The organism is Rhodobacter sp. P2_H5 (genome assembly GCF_056403335.1).
In genome coordinates, this window is record NZ_JBFUFS010000035.1 from 1 (window position 1) to 20,466 (window position 20,466).

Below are 20,466 nucleotides of genomic sequence, written 5' to 3' on the forward strand. Positions count from 1 at the left end.
CTATGCCCATGTCCGCGTCGACCACGGTCGCGACGAATTCGCCCGTGGCGAGGTCCATATCAACGGCATCGAGGCCTTCTGGGGCTACGCCAAAACCCGCCTCGCCCGCTTCCGCGGCCTAAGCCCCAAAACCTTCCCCTTGCACCTCAAGGAATGCGAGTTCAGATACAACAATCGCGGCAAGAACCTGACCAGGATCCTGCTCAAAATCTGCCGCGAAAACCCGCTCTCCTAGTCAAGACCCTTCGCAGAAAAATCGTAGCGCCGCACGGGACCGGGCTCAGCCGTCGAGGCCGAGGTCCCAGCCGTCGGGATAGAAATCGAAGGACAGCGCCACTTCGGTCGCGACGCGCTCATGGGTCCAGATCGCTTCGGGCGTGATCGGGATATCGGCCACGCTGGCCACGACGAGCTCTTCGTCGCGCGAGCAGCGGAAACCCTTGGCGGTCAGCGCCTTCATCACGGCGGGGTAATTGGCGTCGTGCTCCTCGGGGTAGAAGAGGAAGTCGACATCGGCCCGCTCGGGCAGCTTTTTCATGCCCTTCGGCATGTCCCGAAAGGTGTTGAAGGTCTCGCGGCGTTGGGCTTCGAAATTATGGCGCATCGGCGGGCTTTATCACGCCATCAGGCGGCGGGCCAGATGGTTTTGCCGCTCGATCACGCGGGGCAGATCGAGGGTCAGCATCTGGCCATCTCCGACGATCTGGCGGCCCTCGACAAACAGGTCGCGCACCCGGGTCGGACCGGCAAGCAGAAGCGCCGCCGGGTCCCAGGAGCCGGCGCTTTCCACACCCGAGACGTCCCAGATCGCCAGATCCGCCCGCATCCCCGGCGCCAGCGCGCCGCAATCCGATCGGCCGAGGACTTTCGCGCCGCCCAGCGTGGCGATCTCCAGCGCCTCGCGCGGGCTCATCGCGTCGGCGCCGCGCATCACGCGTTGCAAGAGCATCGCCTGCCGCGCCTCGGCCACCAGGTTGCCCGCGTCGTTGCTGGCCGAACCGTCGACGCCGAGCCCGACCTTGACCCCGGCGTCGCGCATCGCGCGGACCGGCGCCACGCCCGAGCCGAGGCGGCAGTTCGAACAGGGGCAATGGGCGACGCCGGTGCCGGTGCGGGCGAAAAGCGCGATCTCGGAGGGGTCGAGCTTGACGCAATGGGCGTGCCAGACATCGGGGCCGGTCCAGCCGAGATCCTCGGCATATTGGCCGGGGCGGCAGCCGAAATGGGCGACCGAATAGGCGATATCCTCGTCATTCTCGGCCAGATGGGTGTGCAGCATCACCCGCTTGTCGCGGGCCAGAAGGGCGGTGTCGCGCATGAGGTCCCGGCTGACCGAGAAGGGCGAACAGGGGGCGAGACCGACCCGCAGCATCGACCCCTCGGCAGCGTCGTGATGAGCATCAACCAGACGGATCATGTCGCGCAGGATCGCGGCTTCGGATTCCACCACGGAATCCGGCGGCAGGCCACCCTGACTTTCGCCGATGCTCATGGCGCCGCGGGTCGGGTGGAAGCGCAGTCCGACCTCGGCGGCGGCGGCGATGGAATCGTCAAGCCTTGCGCCGTTGGGAAAGAGATAGAGGTGGTCGGAGGTCAGGGTGCAGCCCGAGAGCGCGAGTTCCGCCAGACCGGCCTGGGTCGAGGTGAAGATCTCCTCCGGGCCGAAACGCGCCCAGATTGGGTAGAGCGTCTTCAGCCAGCCGAAGAGCAGCGCATCCTGGCCGCCCGGCACGGCGCGGGTCAGGGTCTGGTAGAGGTGATGGTGGGTGTTCACGAGGCCCGGGGTGACGACGCAGCCCTGCGCCTCGACCACGCGGCCGGTGGTGGTCAGGCCCTGCCCCAGCGCCACGACCGTGCCCCCGCGCAGCAGAAGGTCAGCGCCGTGCAATTCGCGCCGCCCCGCGTCCATCGTGACGATGGTATCCGCCTTGCGGATCAGGACTTCGCCGGAAATTTTGGACATGATGACCCCTCCACTCCCTTCGGTGTAGGGTCCGCCGCGCGACAGAAGGGGCAAGGACTCGCGCAGTCTTGTCATCTAGCCAATTGACCGGCCGCGCATCAAGGGGCGAATTACCGGGAAACGGCGCGAAACTGTTTCAACCGTTCAGCAAAGCCATGGCTTCGGCGTGAATCTCGGCATTGGCGGCGGCGAGAACCTCGCCCCCCATCGGGCAGGGATTGCCCTGCCAGTCGGTGACGATGCCGCCGGCGGCCTCGATCACCGCGATCGGGCCCTGAACGTCATAGGCCTTGAGGCCCGCCTCGATCACGAGGTCGATCTGGCCGGCGGCGATCAGCGCATAGGCGTAGCAGTCGGTGCCATAGCGGGTCAGCCGGGCCTGCGCCTTGACGCGGTTGAAGGCGGCGCCCTGCGCCGGCGTACCGACCTCGGGGAAAGTGGTGAACAGCAGGGCCTGCGACAGGGGGCGGGCCGGGCGGGTCTTGAGCGGGCGCTGGCCCTGCGGACCATGGACCTCGGCGCGGCCAAAGCCGCCGTGAAAGCGTTCGCCGATGAAGGGCTGGTCGATCAGGCCGTAGATCGGGCCCTTGGCATCCGAAACGGCGATCAGCACGCCCCAGGTGGGCGTGCCCGCCAGATAGCTGCGGGTGCCGTCAATCGGGTCGAGAACCCAGGTCAGGCCCGAAGTCCCCGCCGATGTGCCATATTCCTCTCCCAGAATGCCGTCGTGGGGACGACGCACTGCCAGGATCTCGCGCATCCTTTGCTCGGACAGCCGGTCCGCGACCGTGACCGGGTCGAAATGCGTTTCTTCCTTGTTGTCGGCCGACAGGCCGGCGCTGCGGAAGTGCAGGAGCGTGGCCGCGCGCGCTGCGTCGGCCAGCGCATCGGCCACATCCATCAGTTCGGTTGCCAGTTCGCGGCTGATCTCGGCCATGATGCCCTCCTGTCCCACGCCTCTGGCGCTACAGGGGGCTCAGGCTTTGGTCAAGCAGCCTCGGACAGGACCCGGGCCAGATCGAACAGACGACGGCGCTGCGCTTCGGGAATGGCGTAGTAGGAGCGCACCAGTTCGGCAGCCTCCTTGTCGCCCATCATGTCGGCGCTGGCCGGCGCTTCCCCGCCTGCGAGGCCTTCGAAGAAGAAGCTGATCGACACCCCGAGCGTGTCGGCAATATCCCAGAGACGCGAGGCCGAGACCCGGTTCATGCCGGTTTCATATTTTTGGACTTGTTGGAATTTGATCCCGACCTTTTCGGCAAGCTGTTGTTGGGTCATCCCCACCATCCAGCGCCGATGGCGAATTCGCTTGCCGACATGTGCATCAACTGGGTGCTTCATCGTAATCTCCTAACACGTGGTACCGTCCCCACCAGAGTATAAGCAAGAAGTGTGCCAAAGTTTAACGGCCCCCAGAAAAAAAACGCAAAACTCGTATGTAGACCAAAGAACCTGTCCTTTAGTCAGGTTCAATTATACAAACGAACAAGAATACAACGCCAACATGTCTAAATCGCCGGTAGCGGTTTTTCGCGGGGGCGAACTCGCGCTAAGCGGGTTTCGCAAAAAGCTATGCAATTTGCAAAACTCCGCCGCAGAATCTGTCGCAAATTGCAATCTGCGGCCCGATTCCGCGGCTTTCCTGAAGAACCCGTGGCAATTTAACGCCTTTTTCACGGCAAGGTCTGGAAAGCACCCAGTCGGGCGCCTCAGACGCCTCCGGAAGCGCACAACCTCAACGTGTCAGCCCTGCCTCGCGGCGGCGCGGTCAGAGCGCCGCGACGCTCTCCGGCTGGGGTTGGCGCTGCACTTTTCCGGCATAGGCGCTGCGGATCAGCGCGGCCAAAGCGGCCACGCTCGGGTTGCGCGCGGCGGTCGAGGTATAGAGGTTGATCTTCATCCGGGCGAGGTCGGGCAGGCAGCCGCCGTGGTTGATCCGCTCGACGTGGCGCGGTTCGGAGCCTTCCAGCACGGTATGAACGGCGAGGTCGGCGCTGACCGTGGCTTCCACGGTGCGGGTGTTGTCGCTGTCCACCGTCAGCACCCAGGGCACCCCGGCGGCATCGAGCCTTTCCTGCACGCCCTGGCGGAAAATGCAGCGCTGTTCGTAGGCCAGGGGCAGCGGTCTTTGCCGCCAGGCCTGCCCGCCGGGCGCGCCGACCCAGATCAGCTGCAATTCGGCCAGCGTCTCGCCCTCGGGGTCCACGCCATCCTCGGTCGTCACGATCAGATCGCATTCGCCGCGCGCGAACTGCGCCTTCAGCACCCGGGTGAACGAGGACAGAAGCCGCACCTTCACCTTGGGAAAATCCATCGCAAAGCGTTGCAGAACCTGCGGGATCGCCGGATAGACGATGTCATGCGGCACGCCGAGGGTGAGCTCGCCTTCAAACTGCGCCTTGGTCAGCAGGCCATAGACCTCGTCGTTCAAGGACAGCATCCGCCGCGCATAGCTGAGCATGTGCTCGCCCGCCGCCGTCGGCACCACCTTGCGCGCCGAGCGATCGAGAAGTTCGACCCCGAGGCTGTCCTCCAGCCGGCGGATCTGCATCGAGACCGCCGATTGCGTCAGGTTCAGAAAACCCGCGGCCCGCGTCACCCCGCCGGCATCGGCGATGGCCACGAAGGAACGCAGGGCGGTCAGGTCGAGGTTGCGCGCCACATCACAAATCCTGATATATAGAGCCACAATCATTCATTTCAGTGTTGTGCCAGAATCTGCGACAAGGATCAAGTCCGATGATGCGCCATCGAATCACATCACAATCCGTTATGAAAGGCGAAATCATGTCGCGCTCCCCTGCCCCGCTGTCCCTCCCGGCGCGCCGCGCCACATCGCTGTCCCTGCACAGGCTTCTGAGCAGCCTGGGCCGGGCCCTGAGCCTGCGCAAGAGCCGCCGCGACCTTGGCGCGCTGGATGCGCATCTGCTGTCCGACATTGGCCTGACCCCGGATCAGGCCCGGCGCGAGGCGCTGCGGCCGCTCTGGGATGCCCCTTCGGGCTGGCTCGAACGCGACTGACGACAGGCAAAGCGATCAAAAAGCCGGGATCGCGGCTTTTGTTCCATGAAATCCTTGAACTGCGGCACCGCAATGCCGATATTCCTTGCAAGTGCCGGGCGAAAACCGGCCTGCCAGACAACGGAGGCTTTCATGGCTGACTTCCAGACGCGTACTTTCGGCGCCACCGCCGGCCTTGCCATCGACGAGGGCCTGCGCGCGCATATGAACAAGGTTTACGGCACGATGTCCGTGGGCATGCTCGTGACGGCACTTGCCGCCTGGGCGATTTCCGGGCTGGCCGTGACCACCGACCCCGGCGTCAACGCCGTGGCGATCAGCGGGGGTGAGTATCTGACCGCCTTTGGTCAGGCGCTGTACCTGTCGCCGCTGAAGTGGGTGGCTTTCCTCGCCCCGCTCGCCATGGTCTTCGGTTTCTCGGCCCTGGTGCCGCGGATGTCGTCGGCTGCGGTGCAGCTGTACTTCTACGCTTTCGGCGTGGCGATGGGCGTGTCGCTGTCGTCGATCTTCCTGATCTACACCGGCGCCTCGATCGCCTCGACCTTCCTCGCCACCTCGGCCGCCTTCGCGGGTCTGAGCCTTTACGGCTACACGACCAAGCGGAACCTGTCGGGCATGGGTTCGTTCCTGATGATGGGCGTGATCGGTCTGATCGTGGCCTCGGTCGTGAACATCTTCCTCGGCTCGCCGGCTCTGGCCTTCGCGGTGTCCTTCGTCGGCGTGCTGTTGTTCGCGGGCCTGACGGTCTATGACACCCAGACCATCAAGACCAACTACGTCGCCAACGCCCGCGCTGGCAATGAAGAGTGGATGGCGAAGTCGGCGACCATGGGCGCTCTGCAGCTCTACCTCGACTTCATCAACATGTTCACCTTCCTGCTGCAGTTCATGGGCGACCGCCGCTAAGCTGCCGCGATCGGAATGACAAAGGGCCGGGGATTTCCCCGGCCCTTTTGCTATGGCGCGGGCCTGTCAGACCACCGCGCTTCAGACTGCCGCGCTTCAGACCACCGCGCCAAAGATCTTGCCGACCAGCGCCGTCACCCCCATCGCCACGGCGCCCCAGAACGTCACCCGCAGCACCCCGCGCAGCATCGAGGACCCGCCCGCCCTGGCCCCCACGGCCCCGAGGAGCGCCAGGAAGGCCAGCGACAGCACCGTGACCCAGAGCGTGATCTGCGCCTCGGGCACCAGCGCTGCTGCCGCCAGCGGCAACGCCGCCCCGGTGGCGAAGGTCGCGGCCGAGGCGGCAGCAGCGACCAGAGGATTCGCCTCGTTGTGTTCAAAGAGGCCGAGTTCGTCGCGGACATGGGCGGCGAGCGGGTCCTTGGCGTGCAGCGCGGTGGCGACCTGCAGGGCCAGCGCCGGCTCCAGCCCGCGGTCCTCGTAGATCCCGGCCAGAGCGCGGAGTTCTTCCGCCGGATCGGCGGCGATCTCGGCCCGCTCGCGCGCGATGTCGGCGCCTTCGGTATCGGCCTGGGAGGAGACCGAGACATATTCCCCTGCCGCCATCGCCAGGGCCCCGGCGGCAAGCCCCGCCGCCCCCGCCACCATCACTTCGGCCCGGCCCGAGGCGGCCGCCACCCCCATGATCAGCGAGGCGGTGGAGATGATTCCGTCATTCGCCCCCAGAACCGCGGCCCGAAGCCAGCCGACCCGGGCGATATAGTGTTCCTCGCGGTGATTGCGTTCCATGGGCCGACCTCCAAAAGCAAAACCGCGCCCGAAGGGGCGCGGCTTGACCGTACATCCGGTTGGCAGATCTTACTTGATCTTGCCTTCCTTGTATTCGACATGCTCCCGCTTGACGGGGTCATATTTGTTGACCGTCATCTTTTCGGTCATGGTACGGGCGTTCTTCTTCGTCACGTAGAAGTGCCCGGTGCCAGCCGTCGAGTTCAGACGGATCTTGATCGTCGCCGGTTTGGCCATAGTCGTCTCTCCTGCATCGGGGAAGCCTGAGCAGCCCCGCCAAAAATCCTTGAGCCCGCCTTTTACCCATGGGGACGGCAGAGTCAACGGCATCCGGTCGATTACAGCAGGAAAAATGCGCGGATGGCCTGTAAGCCGGATTCTGTCCGGGGCTTGCGCCCCTGGATGACCATTCCTCTGCCGCTCCTGTTACCAGGGCGGTCAAGCTGCCAACCCGGGCCCCTGGGCTGAAGTGTCCCCGCGGAGGTATCCGGCACCCGTTTCCAGGTGGAGATCCGGACCTATCCGCGCGAGGCCCCTATTCGGCATTGCTCCGGGTGGGGCTTGCCATACCGTCCCGGTTGCCCGGTCCGTGGTGGGCTCTTACCCCACCGTTTCACCCTCACCGTGGCTGGTGGATCAGGTAAACCTGACCCGCCACGGCAGACTCTTCTCTGTGGCGCTTTCCCTGGGGTTGCCCCCGCCGGGCGTTACCCGGCACCCTTACTTCATGGAGTCCGGACTTTCCTCGAGGGTCGCCCCCCGCGGTCATCCAGCCATCCGCGCGAGGTGGGGCATAGGGCCAAGCTACCGCGCCGTCAATGGGGCGGTCAGCTGGGAGGTCTGGGGGGGGAGCGGAGGCCGAGAGATTGCACGCGTGCAATCGAGGTGAAATCCTGTGTCTCCAAAGCCTTGCGAAGTTTCATTAACCTTTTGTTCAGAATTTCACGCCGCCGCAAGCTTGCCTTTGCCCGCCGTCCGCGCCACGGTGCGCGCGGCCACAGCCAGGGGAGAATCCGGTGGAGTTCATCACACGCAGCCTGTTCATCGGCATCGGCGCCACGGCGCTCTTTGACCTTTGGGGATTGGGGCTGCATCTGGCCTTTGGCCTGCCGCGGCCAAGCTGGACGCTGGGCGGGCGCTGGTTTGGTCATGTGGCGGGCGGCAAGGTCTGGCATGACGACATCTCCCGCGCCGAGCCGATCCCGAACGAGACGCTGCTTGGCTGGGTCGGGCATTACGCGATCGGCGTGCTATATGCGGCGGCCCTGCTTGCGATCTGGGGCATGGGCTGGGCCATGGCGCCGACGCTGGGGCCAGCGCTGTTCGTCGGCGTGATCACCATCGCGGCAGGCTGGTTCCTGATGGCGCCGGGCATGGGCGCGGGCATGGCGGCCAGCAAGACGCCCAACCCGACCAAGGCGCGGCTTCTGGGCCTTGCGGCGCATGTGGTCTTTGGCCTTGGGCTTTACCTGTCGGCTTTGCTGATCAAAGGTTTCTGATCAGGGGCTTCTGATCAGGCCGAAGCCGCCGGAAACCGCGCGGCAAGATCGGCGGCCAGCGCAGAATCCACCGCATCCAGCGGGCCTTTCGCCCAGGGGCGAAAGCGTAGGCGGAAGGCGTGGAGCAGCGTCGCCTCATCCGCCTCGGGGTAGCCGAAGGCGCGGGCGGAGGGGACAAAGCTGTTCAGGCCCTCGGCCTTGGAGTCATTGGCTTGCGGCCAGATTGACAAGCCGCCGAGCGCCAGACGCCGCCAGTCGAAATGCGGGCCGGGGTCGGATTTGCGGGTCGGCGCCATGTCGGAATGGGCGATCACCCCCGAAGCCGGGATGGTCCAGCGCGCCATGATCGCGGTCAGAAGCGCCTCCAGCCCGGCCATCTGCGGTTCGGGGAAGGGCATGTGGCCGGGGTTCTGGATCTCGATCCCGATCGAGGCGGAGTTGACATCGGTGATGCCGCCCCAGGCGCCCTGCCCGGCATGCCAGGCGCGCCGGTCTTCGTCCACCAGGGCCTCGGCCCGGCCATCCAGATCCAGGAGCCAATGGGCGGAAACCTCGTGGAACGGGTCACAAAGCCGGTCGCGCGCCTCGGCGAGGCTGGGCATGCCGGTGTAATGCAGCACGATCAGGCGCGGGGTCAGCCCGCCGCGCCGGATGCCGTGGTTGGGCGAAACGCTCACTTCTTGGCGTTGCGGAAGGGGCGCGGGTCCCAGGAGCAGGCAAAGCCGTCGCCATCGGGATCAAGCGCCTTGCGGTCCTTTTGCGGGCCGCCCGCGGCGAGGAAGGCCTGTTGCGCGAGGTCGGGCGAGGCGAAGGCGGCGCAGGCCTTTTCCGGGTTGGTCAGGTAGAAGGGCGGGCGGGAGTAAAGCTTCACGCCGGGCGGGTTGGTGGTCTGCAGCGCAAATTCCGCGATGTTCGGGCCCTCGGCGCCGGAGCGCGTCGGCAGGGCGCCGGGCTGGACCACGACATATTGCTCGCGGTTGCACTCGATCCGCTGGGCATCGGAGGCGATGGATTCGCGCGATTTGACGGCGTTGAAGTCCTGTTCATCCGAGACGCCGCCGCTGGCGTAGTTCATCTCTGACGTGGTTTCGGCGATGCCGGCAAAGGCATTGCCGCGTCCGGCGCAGGCATTTGCGTTGATCGGCGGCATGGCCGAGGGGCTGGTGGCGGTGCCGGCGGTCTGGCCGTTGTTGGAAGTCTGGCCCGCGGTGCCAAGCTGACCGGTCGGGTCCAGGGGCGCGCCCGGAGTGGCGCCGGAGCCGATCAGGGCGCCGGTTTGCGGCCCGGTTGGCGTCGCCGTGCCGCCTTCGGCGGCGGCGATCGCGGCGGCGGCGCCTTCGGTGGAAAAGCCCTGCGACGGGGCTGGCATGTCGGAGGCGGCCGGCATGCCGGAGCCGGTGCCCCCCTGCGAATGGGTTTGCAGATAGGAGTTGTAATCCTGCACGCCACCCGGACCGGAGTCAGGCACGCTGGGCCCGCAGGCCGAAAGACCCGCCACAAACATCATTCCCACATACGCTGCGCGCATCGTTTCTTGCCCCGACTGACTGCTTTTGGCAGGCCTTACCACCATTTCGCAGGCTTGGAAACAAAGCCCGCCGCACGTTCCAGAACATAGGCGTGATTGAGCAATCCCGCCTCATCCCAGGGCCGTCCGATCAGCTGAAGCCCAAGCGGCAGGCCCTTTGAATCCGTGCCGACCGGGACCGAGATGCCGGGAAGCCCGGCGAGGTTGACCGTCACGGTGAAGACATCGTTGAGATACATCTCGACCGGATCAGCATTGGCCATCTCGCCCAGGCCAAAGGCGCTGGAGGGCGTGGCCGGGGTCAGGATCGCGTCGATCCCGGCCTCGAAGGCCGTCTCAAAATCGCGCTTGATCAGGGCGCGGACCTTGCGGGCGCGGTTGTAATAGGCGTCGTAAAAGCCCGCCGAGAGGACATAGGTGCCGACCATGATCCGGCGCTGCACCTCGGGGCCGAAGCCTTCGGCGCGGGTCTTTTCATACATCTCGGTGATGCCGTCGCCGGCGGCGAGCTTGGCGCGGTGGCCGTAGCGCACGCCGTCATAGCGGGCGAGGTTACTGGACGCCTCGGCCGGGGCGATGACGTAATAGGCGGGCAGCGCATATTTGGTATGGGGCAGCGAGATATCGACGATCTCGGCGCCCGCATCCTTCATCATCGCCACGCCATCGGCCCAGAGCTTTTCGATCTCGGCCGGCATGCCGTCCATCCGGTATTCCTTGGGAATGCCGATCTTCTTGCCGCGGATGTCGCCGGTCAGGGCGGCTTCGAAATCGGGCACCAGAAGGTCGGCGGAGGTCGAATCCTTCGGGTCGTGGCCCGCCATGGCGGACAGGAAGATCGCGGCGTCGCGGACCGATTTGGTCATCGGCCCGGCCTGGTCGAGCGAGGAGGCGAAGGCCACGATGCCCCAGCGCGAGACACGGCCATAGGTCGGCTTGATCCCGGTGATGCCGGTGAAGGCGGCGGGCTGGCGGATCGAGCCGCCGGTGTCGGTGCCGGTGGCGCCAAGGCAAAGGTCGGCGGCCACGGCGGCGGCCGACCCGCCGGACGATCCGCCCGGGGTCAGCGCCGTGGTGTCATTGCCGCGCCGCCAGGGGCTGACGACATTGCCATAGGCCGAGGTCTCGTTCGACGAGCCCATGGCAAATTCGTCCATGTTGAGTTTGCCCAGCATGACGGCACCGGCGCCGAACAGCTTGGCCGTCACGGTGGATTCGTATTCCGGTTTGAAGCCCGCCAGGATGTTGGAGGCGGCCTGCGAGGGCACGCCCTTGGTGCAGAAGAGGTCCTTGATGCCAAGGGGGATGCCGCAGAGGTCGGGCGCCTCGCCCGCCTTCAGCCGGACATCCGCCGCCCGCGCCTGCTCCAGCGCGATTTCCGGCGTCTTGTGCACGAAGGCGTTCAGCGCGTCGCCGGCGTCGATCGCGGTCAGGCAGGCCATGGTCAGGTCCACCGCCGAAAGCGCGCCAGAGCGCAGCGCATCGCGGGCGGCAGAGATGGTCAGTTCGTTCGGGTTCGTCATTATTCCACCACCTTCGGCACCGCAAAGAAGCCCTCGCGCGCATCGGGCGCGTTCTTCAGGATCTGTTCCTGGATATTGCCATCCGTCACCACGTCGATCCGCCGCTTCAGGCGCATCGGCGTGACCGAGACCATCGGCTCGATCCCGTCCACGTTCACCTCGTTCAGCTGCTCCATGAAGCCCAGGATGCCGGAAAGCTGCTCGGCCAGTTTCGGCAGATCGGCCTCCTCGACCCGGATCCGGGCGAGTTTGGCCACCTTGCGCGCGGTCGCGATGTCGATCGACATGGGGGTCTCCGTGGTTGGTCGGGGCGGGATGGGCCGTGAAACGTCGGCCCTCCGTTTAGCGGCGGGCGGGGCGGGGCGCAAGAAGGGGTGGCGTGCAAGGCGGCATCCCCTGCCCCGTCCTCGGACATGCGAGGGCGCGTTGGCCCGGCTTTTCGGCAGCGGGTGGTGTTTTCATTGCAATGGGGCCGGGGCGGGCCATATCAATCGGGCAAAGACACTCAGACGCGGGGAGACGCGCATGAAGATCACCTGGCTTGGCCATTCCGGCTTTCGCATCGAAATCGAAAAAGCGGTTCTGCTGATCGACCCCTGGCTGACCGGCAATCCGATGTTTCCCGCCCTGATGCGCGACAAGGCCATCGCGGGCGTCACCCATATCCTCTTGACCCATGGCCATGGCGACCACACCGGCGATGCCTGTGCGATTGCCAAGGAGAAGGGCGTGGCGATTGCCGGGATCTATGACCTGATGACCTTCCTTGCGGGAAGTCAGGGGGTCGAGGTCATCGGATTCAACAAGGGTGGGACGATCGACTGCGGCGGCGCCAAGGTGACGCTGGTCAATGCCTGCCATTCCTCCTCGGCCGAGGGGGCGACGGGCTCGGTCGGCTCGGAAGGCGGCTTCATGATCGCGGGTGAGGGGCATGTGATTTACCTCTCGGGCGATACCGACATCATGGCCGACATGGACTGGATGGGCGACTACCACAAACCCGACATCGGCATCCTGTCGGCGGGCGGGCATTACACGATGGACATGGCGCGGGCGGCCTATGCCGCCAAGCGCTATTTCAACTTCAAGACCGTGATCCCCTGCCACTATCGCACCTTCCCGGTGCTGGCGCAGAACGCCGATGTGCTGAAGGCGGGACTGCCGGGGGTGAACGTGATCGAGCCCGAAGTGATGGACCCGATCACGCTCTAGCCTTAGAAATCCCAGCCCCGTCCCGCGCTGCGGGACGGGCGCGGGCGCAGACCGATATCGCGCAGGATATGATCACTCAGATCGGTCACCGGCCGGTCCGGGGGGTGCTTGCGCCGCGTGATCGCGGCCCGCAGATAGGCAAAGCCTACCGCCAGCACGCCATGGCGCGCAATCAGCGCCTGCAGGCTTGGCAGAGGCAAGTCTTTGGAATCGTTCAACGTCATCATGATGTTCGGGCTGCTCATGGCAGCGCGCTCCTGTGAATGGAGTCCGGACCGCAGACGGAATAGGGGCGTCTGGGGAAGGACGGTTTGCGGTGAGGGAATGCCTATGAGGCAGTCAGGGTCGGGTCAGACGGTCAGGCCAAAGCCTTACGAGCGTCGAAACGAGCCCAGTCCAGTCAGGCCGCAGTTATGGGCGAATGCATATACAGTCATGTTCGTCCCTCCCTGTTTGGCGTGTTGGACGCGGACCGGATAGCACGGCTCTTGAAATTCGCAAAACGGTATTTAAGGGCGGTGGGAAGATTTTTCGCAGAAAAATCGGGATGCGGACGATTTTTCGCAGAAAAATCGGAGGGGGGGGGACGATTTTTCTGCGAAAAATCAGAAGGAAGGTCCGGCGTCGCGCTTTTGGGCGAAGAAGTCGCGCAGGAGCGTGGCGGAGGTGGTGGCGGCGATGCCGTCGTAGACCTCTGGCACATGATGGCATTGCGGGTGGCTGAAGATGCGCGGGCCTTGTTCGATGCCGCCGGATTTCGGGTCCGAGGCGCCGTAATAGAGGCGGGCGATGCGGGCGGCGGAGATGGCGGCCGCGCACATCGGGCAGGGTTCCAGCGTGACATAGAGGTCGTGGTCGATCAGGCGCTCGGAGCCGAGCGTGGCGCAGGCCGTGCGCAGCGCGAGGATTTCGGCATGGGCCGTCGGGTCGGACAGCTCGCGCGTGCGGTTGCCGGCGCGGGCGATGATCTGGGTGCCTTGCACGACGACGGCGCCGACCGGGACTTCGCCGCGTTCGCCTGCGGCGCGGGCCTCGGTGAGGGCCTCCTCCATGAAGGACCGGAAATTCATTTGCATCTTGTCGCCCCGGTGCCTATGGGAAGCCTTGGCCCGCAGGACGCGCGCCACCCGCCCGCATTTGGGCGAATTCCCGTATGAAGGATGCCCGTGATGGCCGAAAAGACAACCCCTCCCGACAATTCTGCCAAGCCCTATCAGCCGCCGAAGGCGCCGCGGCCCCATGCTGCGAAGCCCGGGGCTGCAAAACCCAATTCTGCGAAACCCGCCGAGGCCGCCAGCACCGCACCCGAGGGCGACCGGATTGCCAAGGTCCTGTCGCGCGCCGGGATCGCCTCGCGCCGGGAGGCGGAGCGGCTGATCGAGATTGGCGAAGTGGCGGTGAATGGCAAGGTGATCACCTCGCCGGCGCTGAACGTGACCGCGCGCGACAAGATCACCGTCGGTGGCAAGCCGGTGGCGGCGGCGGAACCGGCGCGGCTGTGGCTTTATTACAAGCCCGAGGGGCTGGTGACGTCGGAATCGGACGAGAAGGGCCGTGCCACGGTCTTTGACAACCTGCCGCCGGAATTGCCGCGGGTCATGTCGGTCGGGCGGCTCGACCTGAACTCGGAAGGGCTGTTGCTGCTGACGAACGATGGCGAGTTGAAGCGGCGGCTGGAGCTGCCCTCGACCGGCTGGCTCAGGAAATACCGGGTCAGGATCAACGGCAACCCGACCGATCCGGATCTGGAGCCCTTGCGCAAGGGCATCGTTGTGGATGGCGAGCGGTTTCAGCCGATGTCGGTGGTGCTGGACCGGATCCAGGGGGCGAATGCCTGGCTGACGATCGGCTTGCGCGAGGGCAAGAACCGCGAGATCCGCCGGGCTTTGAATGCTTTGGATCTGTATGTGAACCGGCTGATCCGGGTCAGCTATGGCCCCTTCCGCTTGGGCGATCTGACCGAGGGTCAGGTGGAAGAGGTCAAGCCGCGGGTCTTGCGCGACCAGTTGGGTCTGGACCCGATGGCCGAGGAAGAAGTGCCGCAGAAGCCGAGTCCGAAGGGCGCGCCGCGGGGTCCCGGTGGGGTGCCGCGGTCGGTCAGCCACGGTCCGGTGCGCGGCAAACCGCGTCCCGAAGGGCGCGACGCCGAGGCGCCAAAGCCGCGCGGGGACAAGCCCTTTGCCGACGGCAAGCCCTTTGCGGCAAAGCCCTATGCGGCAAAGCCCGGCCCCAAGGGTGCGCCGCGCGGTGAGGGTCCGAAATCCGACGGCCCGCGCCCGGCGCGGCCGCGTCGACCGGGCTGACCTCTGCCACGCCGATCCCGGCCGCCGCACGACCTGTCCCGGCGGGGTTTTGCGCAAGGGGGCGGTTGCGGGGAATATTGCGGTATTTTCCCAATCAATCTGGGGGGCTGACTATAGCCAGCCCCCCTGCCCTCGCCTATACTTCGGTGTGAGTTTTCCTTCCGGTGGAGCCTGACCCATGTCGGCCAAAGCGCTTCAGACCCTGGCTTTCGTCCTGCTTTTCGGGCTGACGCTCTATGTCGCCTTTGGCGGAGGCCGCTGATGGCGCGGCGGGTTGTCGGAAAATACTCGCCCAACCAAGGCAGTGCCGGGGAGGGATCGGAGCCGGTCGTGATCCAGACCGCGCCGCCGCCGGGCGGGGCCATGCTGCGGGCCAATCTGGCGTTCCTGCTGGCTTTTCCGTTTCTGATCAAGGCTTTCTCTGGCTCCACCGCCGCGCTTTTCTCAGGGCTTGGCGCCGGGGCGCTGCTCATTCTGGCGGCTTGGCTGACGCGGGAGGGGGTCAAGGCCCATGCGGCCTTTGACGCCCGCAAGATCGCCCGCCGCCCGGCCATTCCGCGCAAGCTGTTCGGCGCGGCGCTGACCGGGGCCGGGCTGATGACCGGCGCGGCGCTGTGGGAGGCGAACAGCTATGCGCTTCTGGCGCTTGGCATGATCGGCGCGGCCTTGCACCTTGGCAGCTTTGGCCTTGACCCGATGCGCGCCAAGGGGATGGAGGGGGTCGATGCCTTCCAGACCGACCGCGTCGCCCGCGCCGTGACCGAGGGCGAGGGTTTCCTCGCCCAGATGAAGGACGCCATCCTGCGCGCCAATGACGGCGCTCTGGAGGTCAAGGTCGACCATTTCGCCCAGACCGCCCGCAGCCTGTTCCGCCAGGTCGAGAATGACCCGGGCGATCTGACCTCGGCCCGCAAGTACATGTCGGTTTACCTCATGAGCGCGCGTGATGCGACGGTGAAGTTCGCCGATGTCTATGGCAACAGCCGATCAGCCACCGCCCGGGCCGATTACGACGCGCTTCTGACCGACCTCGAGACCAATTTCGCCAGCCGGACAAAGGCGCTTTTGTCCAACGACCACACCAGCCTTGATGTCGAAATCGGCGTCCTGCGCGACCGGCTGAAGCTGGAAGGCTAGGACCCTGCCCTGAAGACGCCGATCCGATCCTGACTTTTCCCCCAATTCCTTCCCAGAGTGAGGCCAAAATGACCGAACCCGCCGCAAATTCCACCGCCGCTGCCGCCGCCACCGCCCTGGCCGAAGTGCAAAAGGTCACGGCCGCGATCATGCCCGAACCCTCGACCGCCATCGTGCCGCTGGAGGCCGCAAGCCCGCCGCAGGCCGAGGCGATCACCCGGCGCATGGCCGAGATCGACATGGCCAACACCCAGTCGATCATCTCTTTCGGAGCCGGTGCGCAAAGCGAATTGCAGGTCATCAGCCAGGAAATGCTGACCGGGGTGCGCAACAAGGACGTGGGGCCTGCGGGTCAGGCGCTGTCGGACATCGTCTCGACCATCCGCGGATTCTCGGGCAGCGAGCTGGACGCCGGGCGCGAGCGCAGCTGGTGGGAAAAGCTGACCGGGGCGGCTGCTCCGCTCGCGCATTTCATGGCGCGCTATGAAGAGGTGCAGGGCCAGATCGACAAGATCACCGACAACCTTCTGATGCACGAGACGATGCTTTTGAAGGATATCAAGGCCCTGGACCTGCTCTATGGCAAGACCCTGACCTTTTACGACGAGTTGGGGCTTTATATCGCGGCGGGTCAGGCCAAGTTGAAGGATCTGGATGCCACGACGATCCCGGCGCTGGATGCGGCGGTCAAGGCGGCAGCGCCCGATGATCAGGTCAAGCAGGCGCAGATCCTGCGCGACATGCGCGCCGCGCGCGACGATCTGGAACGCCGGGTCTATGACCTGCAGCTGACCCGTCAGGTGACGATGCAGTCGCTGCCCTCGATCCGGCTGGTTCAGGAGAATGACAAGTCGCTGGTCGGCAAGATCAACTCGACCCTGATGAACACCGTGCCGCTGTGGGAGACCCAGCTGGCGCAGGCCGTGACCATCCAGCGTTCGCGTGAGGCGGCGGAGGCGATCAAGGGCGCCAATGACCTGACCAACGAACTTCTGACCGCCAATGCCAAGAACCTGCAGGAAAGCAACAAGATCGTCCGCACCGAGATGGAGCGCGGCGTCTTCGACATCGAGGCGGTGCAATCGGCCAACGCCACCCTGATCGCCACGATCGAGGAAAGCCTCGCCATCGCCGACGAGGGCAAGGCCAAGCGGGCGGCGGCGGAGGCCGAGCTGATCAAGATGGAGGGCGCCCTGCGTGACACCTTGTCGGCGGCCCATGCCAAGGCCACCGGCTCGGGCGACAACATCGGGGGCGCAGTGCAAGGCTGATGCGGCAAGGGGTGGGGTTCAAGGTCAGACGGGATTTTCTCGGCGCCGCTGTTGCGGCGGCGCTGGTGCTGGGCGGCTGCACGCCGCCGCCTCCGCCCCCCGTGCCGGAGCCAGCACCCGCGCCTGCCCCGGTCGTGGTGCCGCCGCAGCCCGAATCTCCGGCCAGTCTGGCCCTGAAGGCGCACTACCTGCGGGTCCAGACGGCCCTTCTGTCCGAAGGCCTGCTGCGCACCGAGATGGCGCCCTATGACGCGCCCTTCACCGACCGCAACCTGACCGAAAACTTCCTGATGATCGCGATGCACGAAGAATATTCCGGCGGCCAGATCTCGATGCGGCGCAGCGGGGCGCCGATCCCGCTGCAACGCTGGACGGTGCCGATCCGGGTCGCGGTCCTGTTCGGCCCGGCTGTGCCGGCATCACAGGTCGCCGCCGACCGCGCCCGCGTCGCCTCTTATTTCGCGCGGCTGGCGCGGGTCAGCGGGCATCCGATCGTCTTGTCGAACGACAGCCCGAACTTCTGGGTCCATATCGCCACGGTCGATGAACGCGCCGCGATGGCGCCGGTGATCGCGGCCGAGATGCCGGGCCTGACCGAGGGACAGATCGATTCGGTGACCCATATGGACGAGACGACCTATTGCCAGGTGCTGACCCAGGCCAACGAGGCGACCTCGACCTATTCCCGCGCCGTGGCGGTGATCCCGTCCGAACACCCGGACCTGATGCGCCTGGCCTGCATCCACGAGGAACTGGCCCAGGCGCTTGGCCTGCCCAATGACAGCAACGCCGCCCGGCCCTCGATCTTCAACGACGATCAGGAGTTTGCCTTGCTGACCAAGCAGGACGAGCTGATGCTGCGCATCCTTTACGACCCCGCGCTGCGCCCCGGCATGACCGAAGCCGAGGCGCGCCCCATCGTCCAATCCCTTGCAAGCCGCCTGATGGGCGGAGAAGGTTAAGCCGCAACGCTGCGGAGGAGGTAAGCCATGGTTTTCGGATTTCTCAAGGGCGAGTTCATCGATGTCATCTCCTGGACCGATGACACCCGCGACACGATGGTCTGGCGCTTTGAACGCCGCGACAATGCGATCAAATACGGCGCGAAGCTGACGGTGCGCGAGGGGCAGGCCGCGGTCTTCATCAACGAGGGGCAGCTGGCCGATGTCTTCGGCCCCGGCCTGTACGAGCTGCAGACCAACAACATGCCGATCATGACGACCCTGCAGCACTGGGACCACGGCTTCCAGTCGCCCTTCAAATGCGAGATCTATTTCGTCAACACGACCCGGTTCAACAACCTCAAATGGGGCACGCAGAACCCGATCATGTGCCGCGACCCGGAGTTCGGCCCGGTCCGCATCCGCGCCTTTGGCACCTATGCGATGCGGGTGACCGATCCGGGCCTCTTCATGAAAGAGGTGGTGGGCACCGATGGCGAGTTCACCTCGGACGAAATCTCGATCCAGATCCGCAACGTGATCGTCCAGCAGATGAGCCAGGCCCTGGCCAAATCCGGCATTCCGGTGCTGGACATGGCCGCCAACACGATGGATCTGGCCAAGCTGGTAAACGCCGCGATTGCCCCCACGGTGGCGGCCTATGGCCTGGCCCTGCCGGAGTTCTACATCGAGAACATCTCGCTGCCCGACGAGGTGGAAAAGGTGCTCGACAAGCGAACATCGATGGGGATCGCCGGGGATCTGAACAAATACATGCAGTTCAACGCGGCCGAAGGGCTGGCGCAGCCCGGTTCCGCCATGGGGGCCACGATGGGGGCTGCCATCGGCGCGGGCATGGGTGCCGGGATGGGCGTGAACATGGGCGCGCAGGCCGGGCCCTGGGGCGCCATGCCGGCCGCGGCCGCCCCTGCGGCGGCCCCGCCGCCGCCGCCGCCCGCCGCAAGGCAATGGCATCTGGCCGAAAACGGCGCGACCAAGGGCCCTTACGGCGAGGCCGATCTGGTCGCCATGGCCGCCTCGGGCGCGCTGTCGCGGGCCTCGATGGTCTGGACCGCCGGGCAGGACGGCTGGAAAGCCGCCGGCGAGACCGAGCTTGCCAGGATCTTCGCCATGGTCCCGCCGCCGCCGCCCCCGGCCCCGGGGCAATAACGCATGGCCGGCGTCAGCGAGGAACACCGCTGGCCCTGCCAGCAATGCGGGGCCGAACTGCGCTATGCTCCGGGCCAGACGGTCCTGAAATGCGACCATTGCGGCTTTGAACAGGTCATCACCCCCGGCGGCCCGGCAGATCCCTCTGCCGGCCCCTGGGCCAGGCCTGCCAAGGCCGCCAAGGCCAAGGCCTTCCAGGAACATCCCCTGTCGCAGGGCCTGTCGGACGATCTGCCCGCCAGCGCCAGTGCCGAGGTCCGTTCGACCAAATGCCCGAACTGCGGCGCCGTGGTGGAGTTTCAGGGCGCCGCCCATGCCACCGAATGCCCGTTCTGCGCCTCGCCCGTGGTGATCGACACCGGATCGGAGCGCAAGATCAAGCCGCAGGCTCTCGTGCCCTTCGCGCTGGATGAGGGCACAGCGCGCAAGGCCCTGATTTCCTGGCTCGGCAGCCTGTGGTTCGCGCCGAACCGGCTCTTGGAATTCACCCGCGCCGGGCGGCAGCTGAACGGCATCTACGTGCCCTACTGGACCTTCGATGCCGAAACCACCAGCCGCTACCGCGGCGCCAAGGGCATCCATTACTACGAGACCCGCACCGTCACCGTCAACGTGAACGGCCGCAACGAACAGCGCCAGGAACAGGTGCAGAAGACCCGCTGGTATCCCGCCTCGGGCACCGTCGCCCGCGATTTCGACGATGTGCTGACCATTGCCGCCACCGCCCTGCCGGTCCATCTCGCCGATGGGCTGGAGCCCTGGGATCTTTCGCGGCTGGAACCCTATACGCCCGACTACCTCGCCGGTTTCCAGGCCGAGGGCTATACCGTGGCGCTGGCCGATGGCCATGAGACCGCCAAGGACAAGATGGCCCGGGTGATCTATCAGGATGTGCGCCAGGACATCGGCGGCGATGAGCAAAGGGTCGATGCGATCGACACCAGCTATGCGGCCGAGACCTTCAAGCACATCCTGCTGCCGGTCTGGATGGCCGCTTACAAATACAACGGCAAAAGCTACCGCTTCCTCGTCAACGGCCAGACCGGCGAGGTGCAGGGCGAACGCCCGTGGAGCGTCTGGAAAATCGCCTTCGCCACAATCGCCGCCGCCGTGGTCGCCGGCGTGGTCTTCTACTTCTACCAAAAGGCGAGAAACGGCGGCTGACCCGCCCCCCTGCGCACCGCCCCCTACTCCCTTGCCCTC

24 protein-coding genes and 1 other RNA gene are annotated in these 20,466 nt (G+C 65.8%); 11 read left to right on the top strand and 14 right to left on the bottom strand.

From position 1 onward, the window contains the following. Positions 1–235: transposase (locus tag AC1DVR_RS22865; RefSeq protein ID WP_477999283.1), on the top strand; the 235-nt coding region annotated here is incomplete at its 5' end. A 45-nt stretch (positions 236–280) separates the two neighbouring features. Here the strand turns inward: AC1DVR_RS22865 and AC1DVR_RS22870 are convergent. From AC1DVR_RS22870 to AC1DVR_RS22890, 5 genes are all read right to left on the bottom strand, one after another. After that, positions 281–604 (bottom strand): ribonuclease E inhibitor RraB, encoded by a 324-nt coding sequence (locus tag AC1DVR_RS22870; RefSeq protein WP_478002935.1) that lies wholly within the window; start codon positions 602–604, stop codon positions 281–283. 12 nt (positions 605–616) lie between these two features. Continuing rightward, on the bottom strand, positions 617–1,963 hold the full coding sequence (locus AC1DVR_RS22875) for an 8-oxoguanine deaminase (protein WP_478002936.1): 1,347 nt from the start codon (positions 1,961–1,963) through the stop codon (positions 617–619). Between the two features lie 136 nt (positions 1,964–2,099). After that, positions 2,100–2,900 carry an inositol monophosphatase family protein gene (locus AC1DVR_RS22880; protein ID WP_478002937.1) on the bottom strand — a complete coding sequence of 267 codons (801 nt, stop codon included), beginning with the start codon at positions 2,898–2,900 and terminating at the stop codon, positions 2,100–2,102. Between the two features lie 50 nt (positions 2,901–2,950). After that, complete coding sequence (locus AC1DVR_RS22885; protein WP_478002938.1) at positions 2,951–3,304, bottom strand: helix-turn-helix domain-containing protein; 354 nt, start codon at positions 3,302–3,304, stop codon at positions 2,951–2,953. A gap of 427 nt (positions 3,305–3,731) precedes the next feature. Beyond that, positions 3,732–4,625 (bottom strand): LysR family transcriptional regulator, encoded by an 894-nt coding sequence (locus tag AC1DVR_RS22890; protein WP_478002939.1) that lies wholly within the window; start codon positions 4,623–4,625, stop codon positions 3,732–3,734. Positions 4,626–4,750: 125 nt separating this feature from the next. On the opposite strand from AC1DVR_RS22890, the gene AC1DVR_RS22895 reads away from it, so the two are divergent. Both AC1DVR_RS22895 and AC1DVR_RS22900 read left to right on the top strand, forming a co-directional pair. Beyond that, positions 4,751–4,984: a DUF1127 domain-containing protein gene (locus AC1DVR_RS22895; protein WP_478002940.1), complete on the top strand. Its 234-nt coding sequence runs from the start codon at positions 4,751–4,753 to the stop codon at positions 4,982–4,984. A 132-nt stretch (positions 4,985–5,116) separates the two neighbouring features. After that, on the top strand, positions 5,117–5,890 hold the full coding sequence (locus AC1DVR_RS22900; protein WP_478002941.1) for a Bax inhibitor-1/YccA family protein: 774 nt from the start codon (positions 5,117–5,119) through the stop codon (positions 5,888–5,890). Between the two features lie 96 nt (positions 5,891–5,986). Here the strand turns inward: AC1DVR_RS22900 and AC1DVR_RS22905 are convergent, their stop codons facing one another. From AC1DVR_RS22905 to rnpB, 3 genes are all read right to left on the bottom strand, one after another. After that, positions 5,987–6,679 carry a VIT1/CCC1 transporter family protein gene (locus AC1DVR_RS22905; RefSeq protein WP_478002942.1) on the bottom strand — a complete coding sequence of 231 codons (693 nt, stop codon included), beginning with the start codon at positions 6,677–6,679 and terminating at the stop codon, positions 5,987–5,989. 69 nt (positions 6,680–6,748) lie between these two features. Then, on the bottom strand, positions 6,749–6,916 hold the full coding sequence (gene rpmG, locus AC1DVR_RS22910; protein ID WP_264492037.1) for a 50S ribosomal protein L33: 168 nt from the start codon (positions 6,914–6,916) through the stop codon (positions 6,749–6,751). A gap of 115 nt (positions 6,917–7,031) precedes the next feature. Further along, positions 7,032–7,460: RNase P RNA component class A (gene rnpB / locus AC1DVR_RS22915), an RNA gene on the bottom strand. 235 nt (positions 7,461–7,695) lie between these two features. Between rnpB and AC1DVR_RS22920 the strand changes: the two genes are divergently transcribed. Then, positions 7,696–8,178, top strand: a complete 483-nt coding sequence (locus AC1DVR_RS22920) for a DUF2938 domain-containing protein (protein WP_478002943.1) — start codon at positions 7,696–7,698, stop codon at positions 8,176–8,178. A 14-nt stretch (positions 8,179–8,192) separates the two neighbouring features. Here AC1DVR_RS22920 and AC1DVR_RS22925 read toward each other — a convergent pair whose 3' ends face one another. From AC1DVR_RS22925 to gatC, 4 genes are all read right to left on the bottom strand, one after another. Next, positions 8,193–8,855 (bottom strand): N-acetylmuramoyl-L-alanine amidase, encoded by a 663-nt coding sequence (locus tag AC1DVR_RS22925; protein ID WP_478002944.1) that lies wholly within the window; start codon positions 8,853–8,855, stop codon positions 8,193–8,195. Continuing rightward, positions 8,852–9,646 carry a hypothetical protein gene (locus AC1DVR_RS22930; protein ID WP_478002945.1) on the bottom strand — a complete coding sequence of 265 codons (795 nt, stop codon included), beginning with the start codon at positions 9,644–9,646 and terminating at the stop codon, positions 8,852–8,854. Before AC1DVR_RS22930 ends, AC1DVR_RS22925 begins: the two co-directional genes overlap by 4 nt. 95 nt (positions 9,647–9,741) lie before the next feature. After that, the gene (gene gatA, locus AC1DVR_RS22935; RefSeq protein ID WP_478002946.1) at positions 9,742–11,229 is read right to left on the bottom strand and encodes an Asp-tRNA(Asn)/Glu-tRNA(Gln) amidotransferase subunit GatA; all 1,488 of its coding nucleotides are present in this window, start codon (positions 11,227–11,229) and stop codon (positions 9,742–9,744) included. Next, on the bottom strand, positions 11,229–11,516 hold the full coding sequence (gene gatC / locus AC1DVR_RS22940) for an Asp-tRNA(Asn)/Glu-tRNA(Gln) amidotransferase subunit GatC (RefSeq protein WP_478002947.1): 288 nt from the start codon (positions 11,514–11,516) through the stop codon (positions 11,229–11,231). The genes gatA and gatC overlap by 1 nt, the downstream gene beginning before the upstream one ends. Before the next feature lie 238 nt (positions 11,517–11,754). On the opposite strand from gatC, the gene AC1DVR_RS22945 reads away from it, so the two are divergent. Next, positions 11,755–12,441 carry a metal-dependent hydrolase gene (locus AC1DVR_RS22945; protein ID WP_478002948.1) on the top strand — a complete coding sequence of 229 codons (687 nt, stop codon included), beginning with the start codon at positions 11,755–11,757 and terminating at the stop codon, positions 12,439–12,441. 2 nt (positions 12,442–12,443) lie between these two features. On the opposite strand, the gene AC1DVR_RS22950 is transcribed toward AC1DVR_RS22945, so the two are convergent. Both AC1DVR_RS22950 and AC1DVR_RS22955 read right to left on the bottom strand, forming a co-directional pair. After that, positions 12,444–12,686, bottom strand: coding sequence for a hypothetical protein (locus tag AC1DVR_RS22950; RefSeq protein ID WP_478002949.1), 243 nt, complete (start codon positions 12,684–12,686; stop codon positions 12,444–12,446). 360 nt (positions 12,687–13,046) lie between these two features. Further along, entirely contained in the window at positions 13,047–13,511 is a 465-nt protein-coding gene (locus AC1DVR_RS22955) for a nucleoside deaminase (RefSeq protein ID WP_478002956.1), read from the bottom strand. A 99-nt stretch (positions 13,512–13,610) separates the two neighbouring features. Between AC1DVR_RS22955 and AC1DVR_RS22960 the strand changes: the two genes are divergently transcribed. The 6 genes from AC1DVR_RS22960 to AC1DVR_RS22985 all read left to right on the top strand — a co-directional run bounded on the left by AC1DVR_RS22960 (position 13,611) and on the right by AC1DVR_RS22985 (position 20,427). Next, complete coding sequence (locus AC1DVR_RS22960; RefSeq protein ID WP_478002950.1) at positions 13,611–14,744, top strand: pseudouridine synthase; 1,134 nt, start codon at positions 13,611–13,613, stop codon at positions 14,742–14,744. Positions 14,745–15,005: 261 nt separating this feature from the next. Beyond that, on the top strand, positions 15,006–15,881 hold the full coding sequence (locus AC1DVR_RS22965) for a 5-bromo-4-chloroindolyl phosphate hydrolysis family protein (RefSeq protein WP_478002951.1): 876 nt from the start codon (positions 15,006–15,008) through the stop codon (positions 15,879–15,881). Positions 15,882–15,949: 68 nt separating this feature from the next. Beyond that, positions 15,950–17,152 carry a toxic anion resistance protein gene (locus tag AC1DVR_RS22970; RefSeq protein WP_478002952.1) on the top strand — a complete coding sequence of 401 codons (1,203 nt, stop codon included), beginning with the start codon at positions 15,950–15,952 and terminating at the stop codon, positions 17,150–17,152. Beyond that, on the top strand, positions 17,152–18,114 hold the full coding sequence (locus AC1DVR_RS22975) for a DUF2927 domain-containing protein (RefSeq protein ID WP_478002953.1): 963 nt from the start codon (positions 17,152–17,154) through the stop codon (positions 18,112–18,114). Before AC1DVR_RS22970 ends, AC1DVR_RS22975 begins: the two co-directional genes overlap by 1 nt. A 27-nt stretch (positions 18,115–18,141) precedes the next feature. Beyond that, the gene (locus AC1DVR_RS22980; protein ID WP_478002954.1) at positions 18,142–19,263 is read left to right on the top strand and encodes an SPFH domain-containing protein; all 1,122 of its coding nucleotides are present in this window, start codon (positions 18,142–18,144) and stop codon (positions 19,261–19,263) included. Positions 19,264–19,266: 3 nt separating this feature from the next. Further along, positions 19,267–20,427, top strand: a complete 1,161-nt coding sequence (locus AC1DVR_RS22985; RefSeq protein ID WP_478002955.1) for a TFIIB-type zinc ribbon-containing protein — start codon at positions 19,267–19,269, stop codon at positions 20,425–20,427. Positions 20,428–20,466 lie beyond the last annotated feature (39 nt).

What these genes read in the sequence shown, in the direction of transcription:
- AC1DVR_RS22870 (WP_478002935.1), bottom strand. Translation starts at nt 604, where the DNA reads ATGCGCCATAATTTCGAAGCCCAACGCCGCGAGACCTTCAACACCTTT.
- AC1DVR_RS22875 (WP_478002936.1), bottom strand. Translation starts at nt 1,963, where the DNA reads ATGTCCAAAATTTCCGGCGAAGTCCTGATCCGCAAGGCGGATACCATC.
- AC1DVR_RS22880 (WP_478002937.1), bottom strand. Translation starts at nt 2,900, where the DNA reads ATGGCCGAGATCAGCCGCGAACTGGCAACCGAACTGATGGATGTGGCC.
- AC1DVR_RS22885 (WP_478002938.1), bottom strand. Translation starts at nt 3,304, where the DNA reads ATGAAGCACCCAGTTGATGCACATGTCGGCAAGCGAATTCGCCATCGG.
- AC1DVR_RS22895 (WP_478002940.1), top strand. Translation starts at nt 4,751, where the DNA reads ATGTCGCGCTCCCCTGCCCCGCTGTCCCTCCCGGCGCGCCGCGCCACA.
- AC1DVR_RS22900 (WP_478002941.1), top strand. Translation starts at nt 5,117, where the DNA reads ATGGCTGACTTCCAGACGCGTACTTTCGGCGCCACCGCCGGCCTTGCC.
- AC1DVR_RS22905 (WP_478002942.1), bottom strand. Translation starts at nt 6,679, where the DNA reads ATGGAACGCAATCACCGCGAGGAACACTATATCGCCCGGGTCGGCTGG.
- rpmG (WP_264492037.1), bottom strand. Translation starts at nt 6,916, where the DNA reads ATGGCCAAACCGGCGACGATCAAGATCCGTCTGAACTCGACGGCTGGC.
- gatA (WP_478002946.1), bottom strand. Translation starts at nt 11,229, where the DNA reads ATGACGAACCCGAACGAACTGACCATCTCTGCCGCCCGCGATGCGCTG.
- gatC (WP_478002947.1), bottom strand. Translation starts at nt 11,516, where the DNA reads ATGTCGATCGACATCGCGACCGCGCGCAAGGTGGCCAAACTCGCCCGG.
- AC1DVR_RS22945 (WP_478002948.1), top strand. Translation starts at nt 11,755, where the DNA reads ATGAAGATCACCTGGCTTGGCCATTCCGGCTTTCGCATCGAAATCGAA.
- AC1DVR_RS22950 (WP_478002949.1), bottom strand. Translation starts at nt 12,686, where the DNA reads ATGAGCAGCCCGAACATCATGATGACGTTGAACGATTCCAAAGACTTG.
- AC1DVR_RS22955 (WP_478002956.1), bottom strand. Translation starts at nt 13,511, where the DNA reads ATGAATTTCCGGTCCTTCATGGAGGAGGCCCTCACCGAGGCCCGCGCC.
- AC1DVR_RS22960 (WP_478002950.1), top strand. Translation starts at nt 13,611, where the DNA reads ATGGCCGAAAAGACAACCCCTCCCGACAATTCTGCCAAGCCCTATCAG.
- AC1DVR_RS22965 (WP_478002951.1), top strand. Translation starts at nt 15,006, where the DNA reads ATGGCGCGGCGGGTTGTCGGAAAATACTCGCCCAACCAAGGCAGTGCC.
- AC1DVR_RS22970 (WP_478002952.1), top strand. Translation starts at nt 15,950, where the DNA reads ATGACCGAACCCGCCGCAAATTCCACCGCCGCTGCCGCCGCCACCGCC.
- AC1DVR_RS22975 (WP_478002953.1), top strand. Translation starts at nt 17,152, where the DNA reads ATGCGGCAAGGGGTGGGGTTCAAGGTCAGACGGGATTTTCTCGGCGCC.
- AC1DVR_RS22980 (WP_478002954.1), top strand. Translation starts at nt 18,142, where the DNA reads ATGGTTTTCGGATTTCTCAAGGGCGAGTTCATCGATGTCATCTCCTGG.
- AC1DVR_RS22985 (WP_478002955.1), top strand. Translation starts at nt 19,267, where the DNA reads ATGGCCGGCGTCAGCGAGGAACACCGCTGGCCCTGCCAGCAATGCGGG.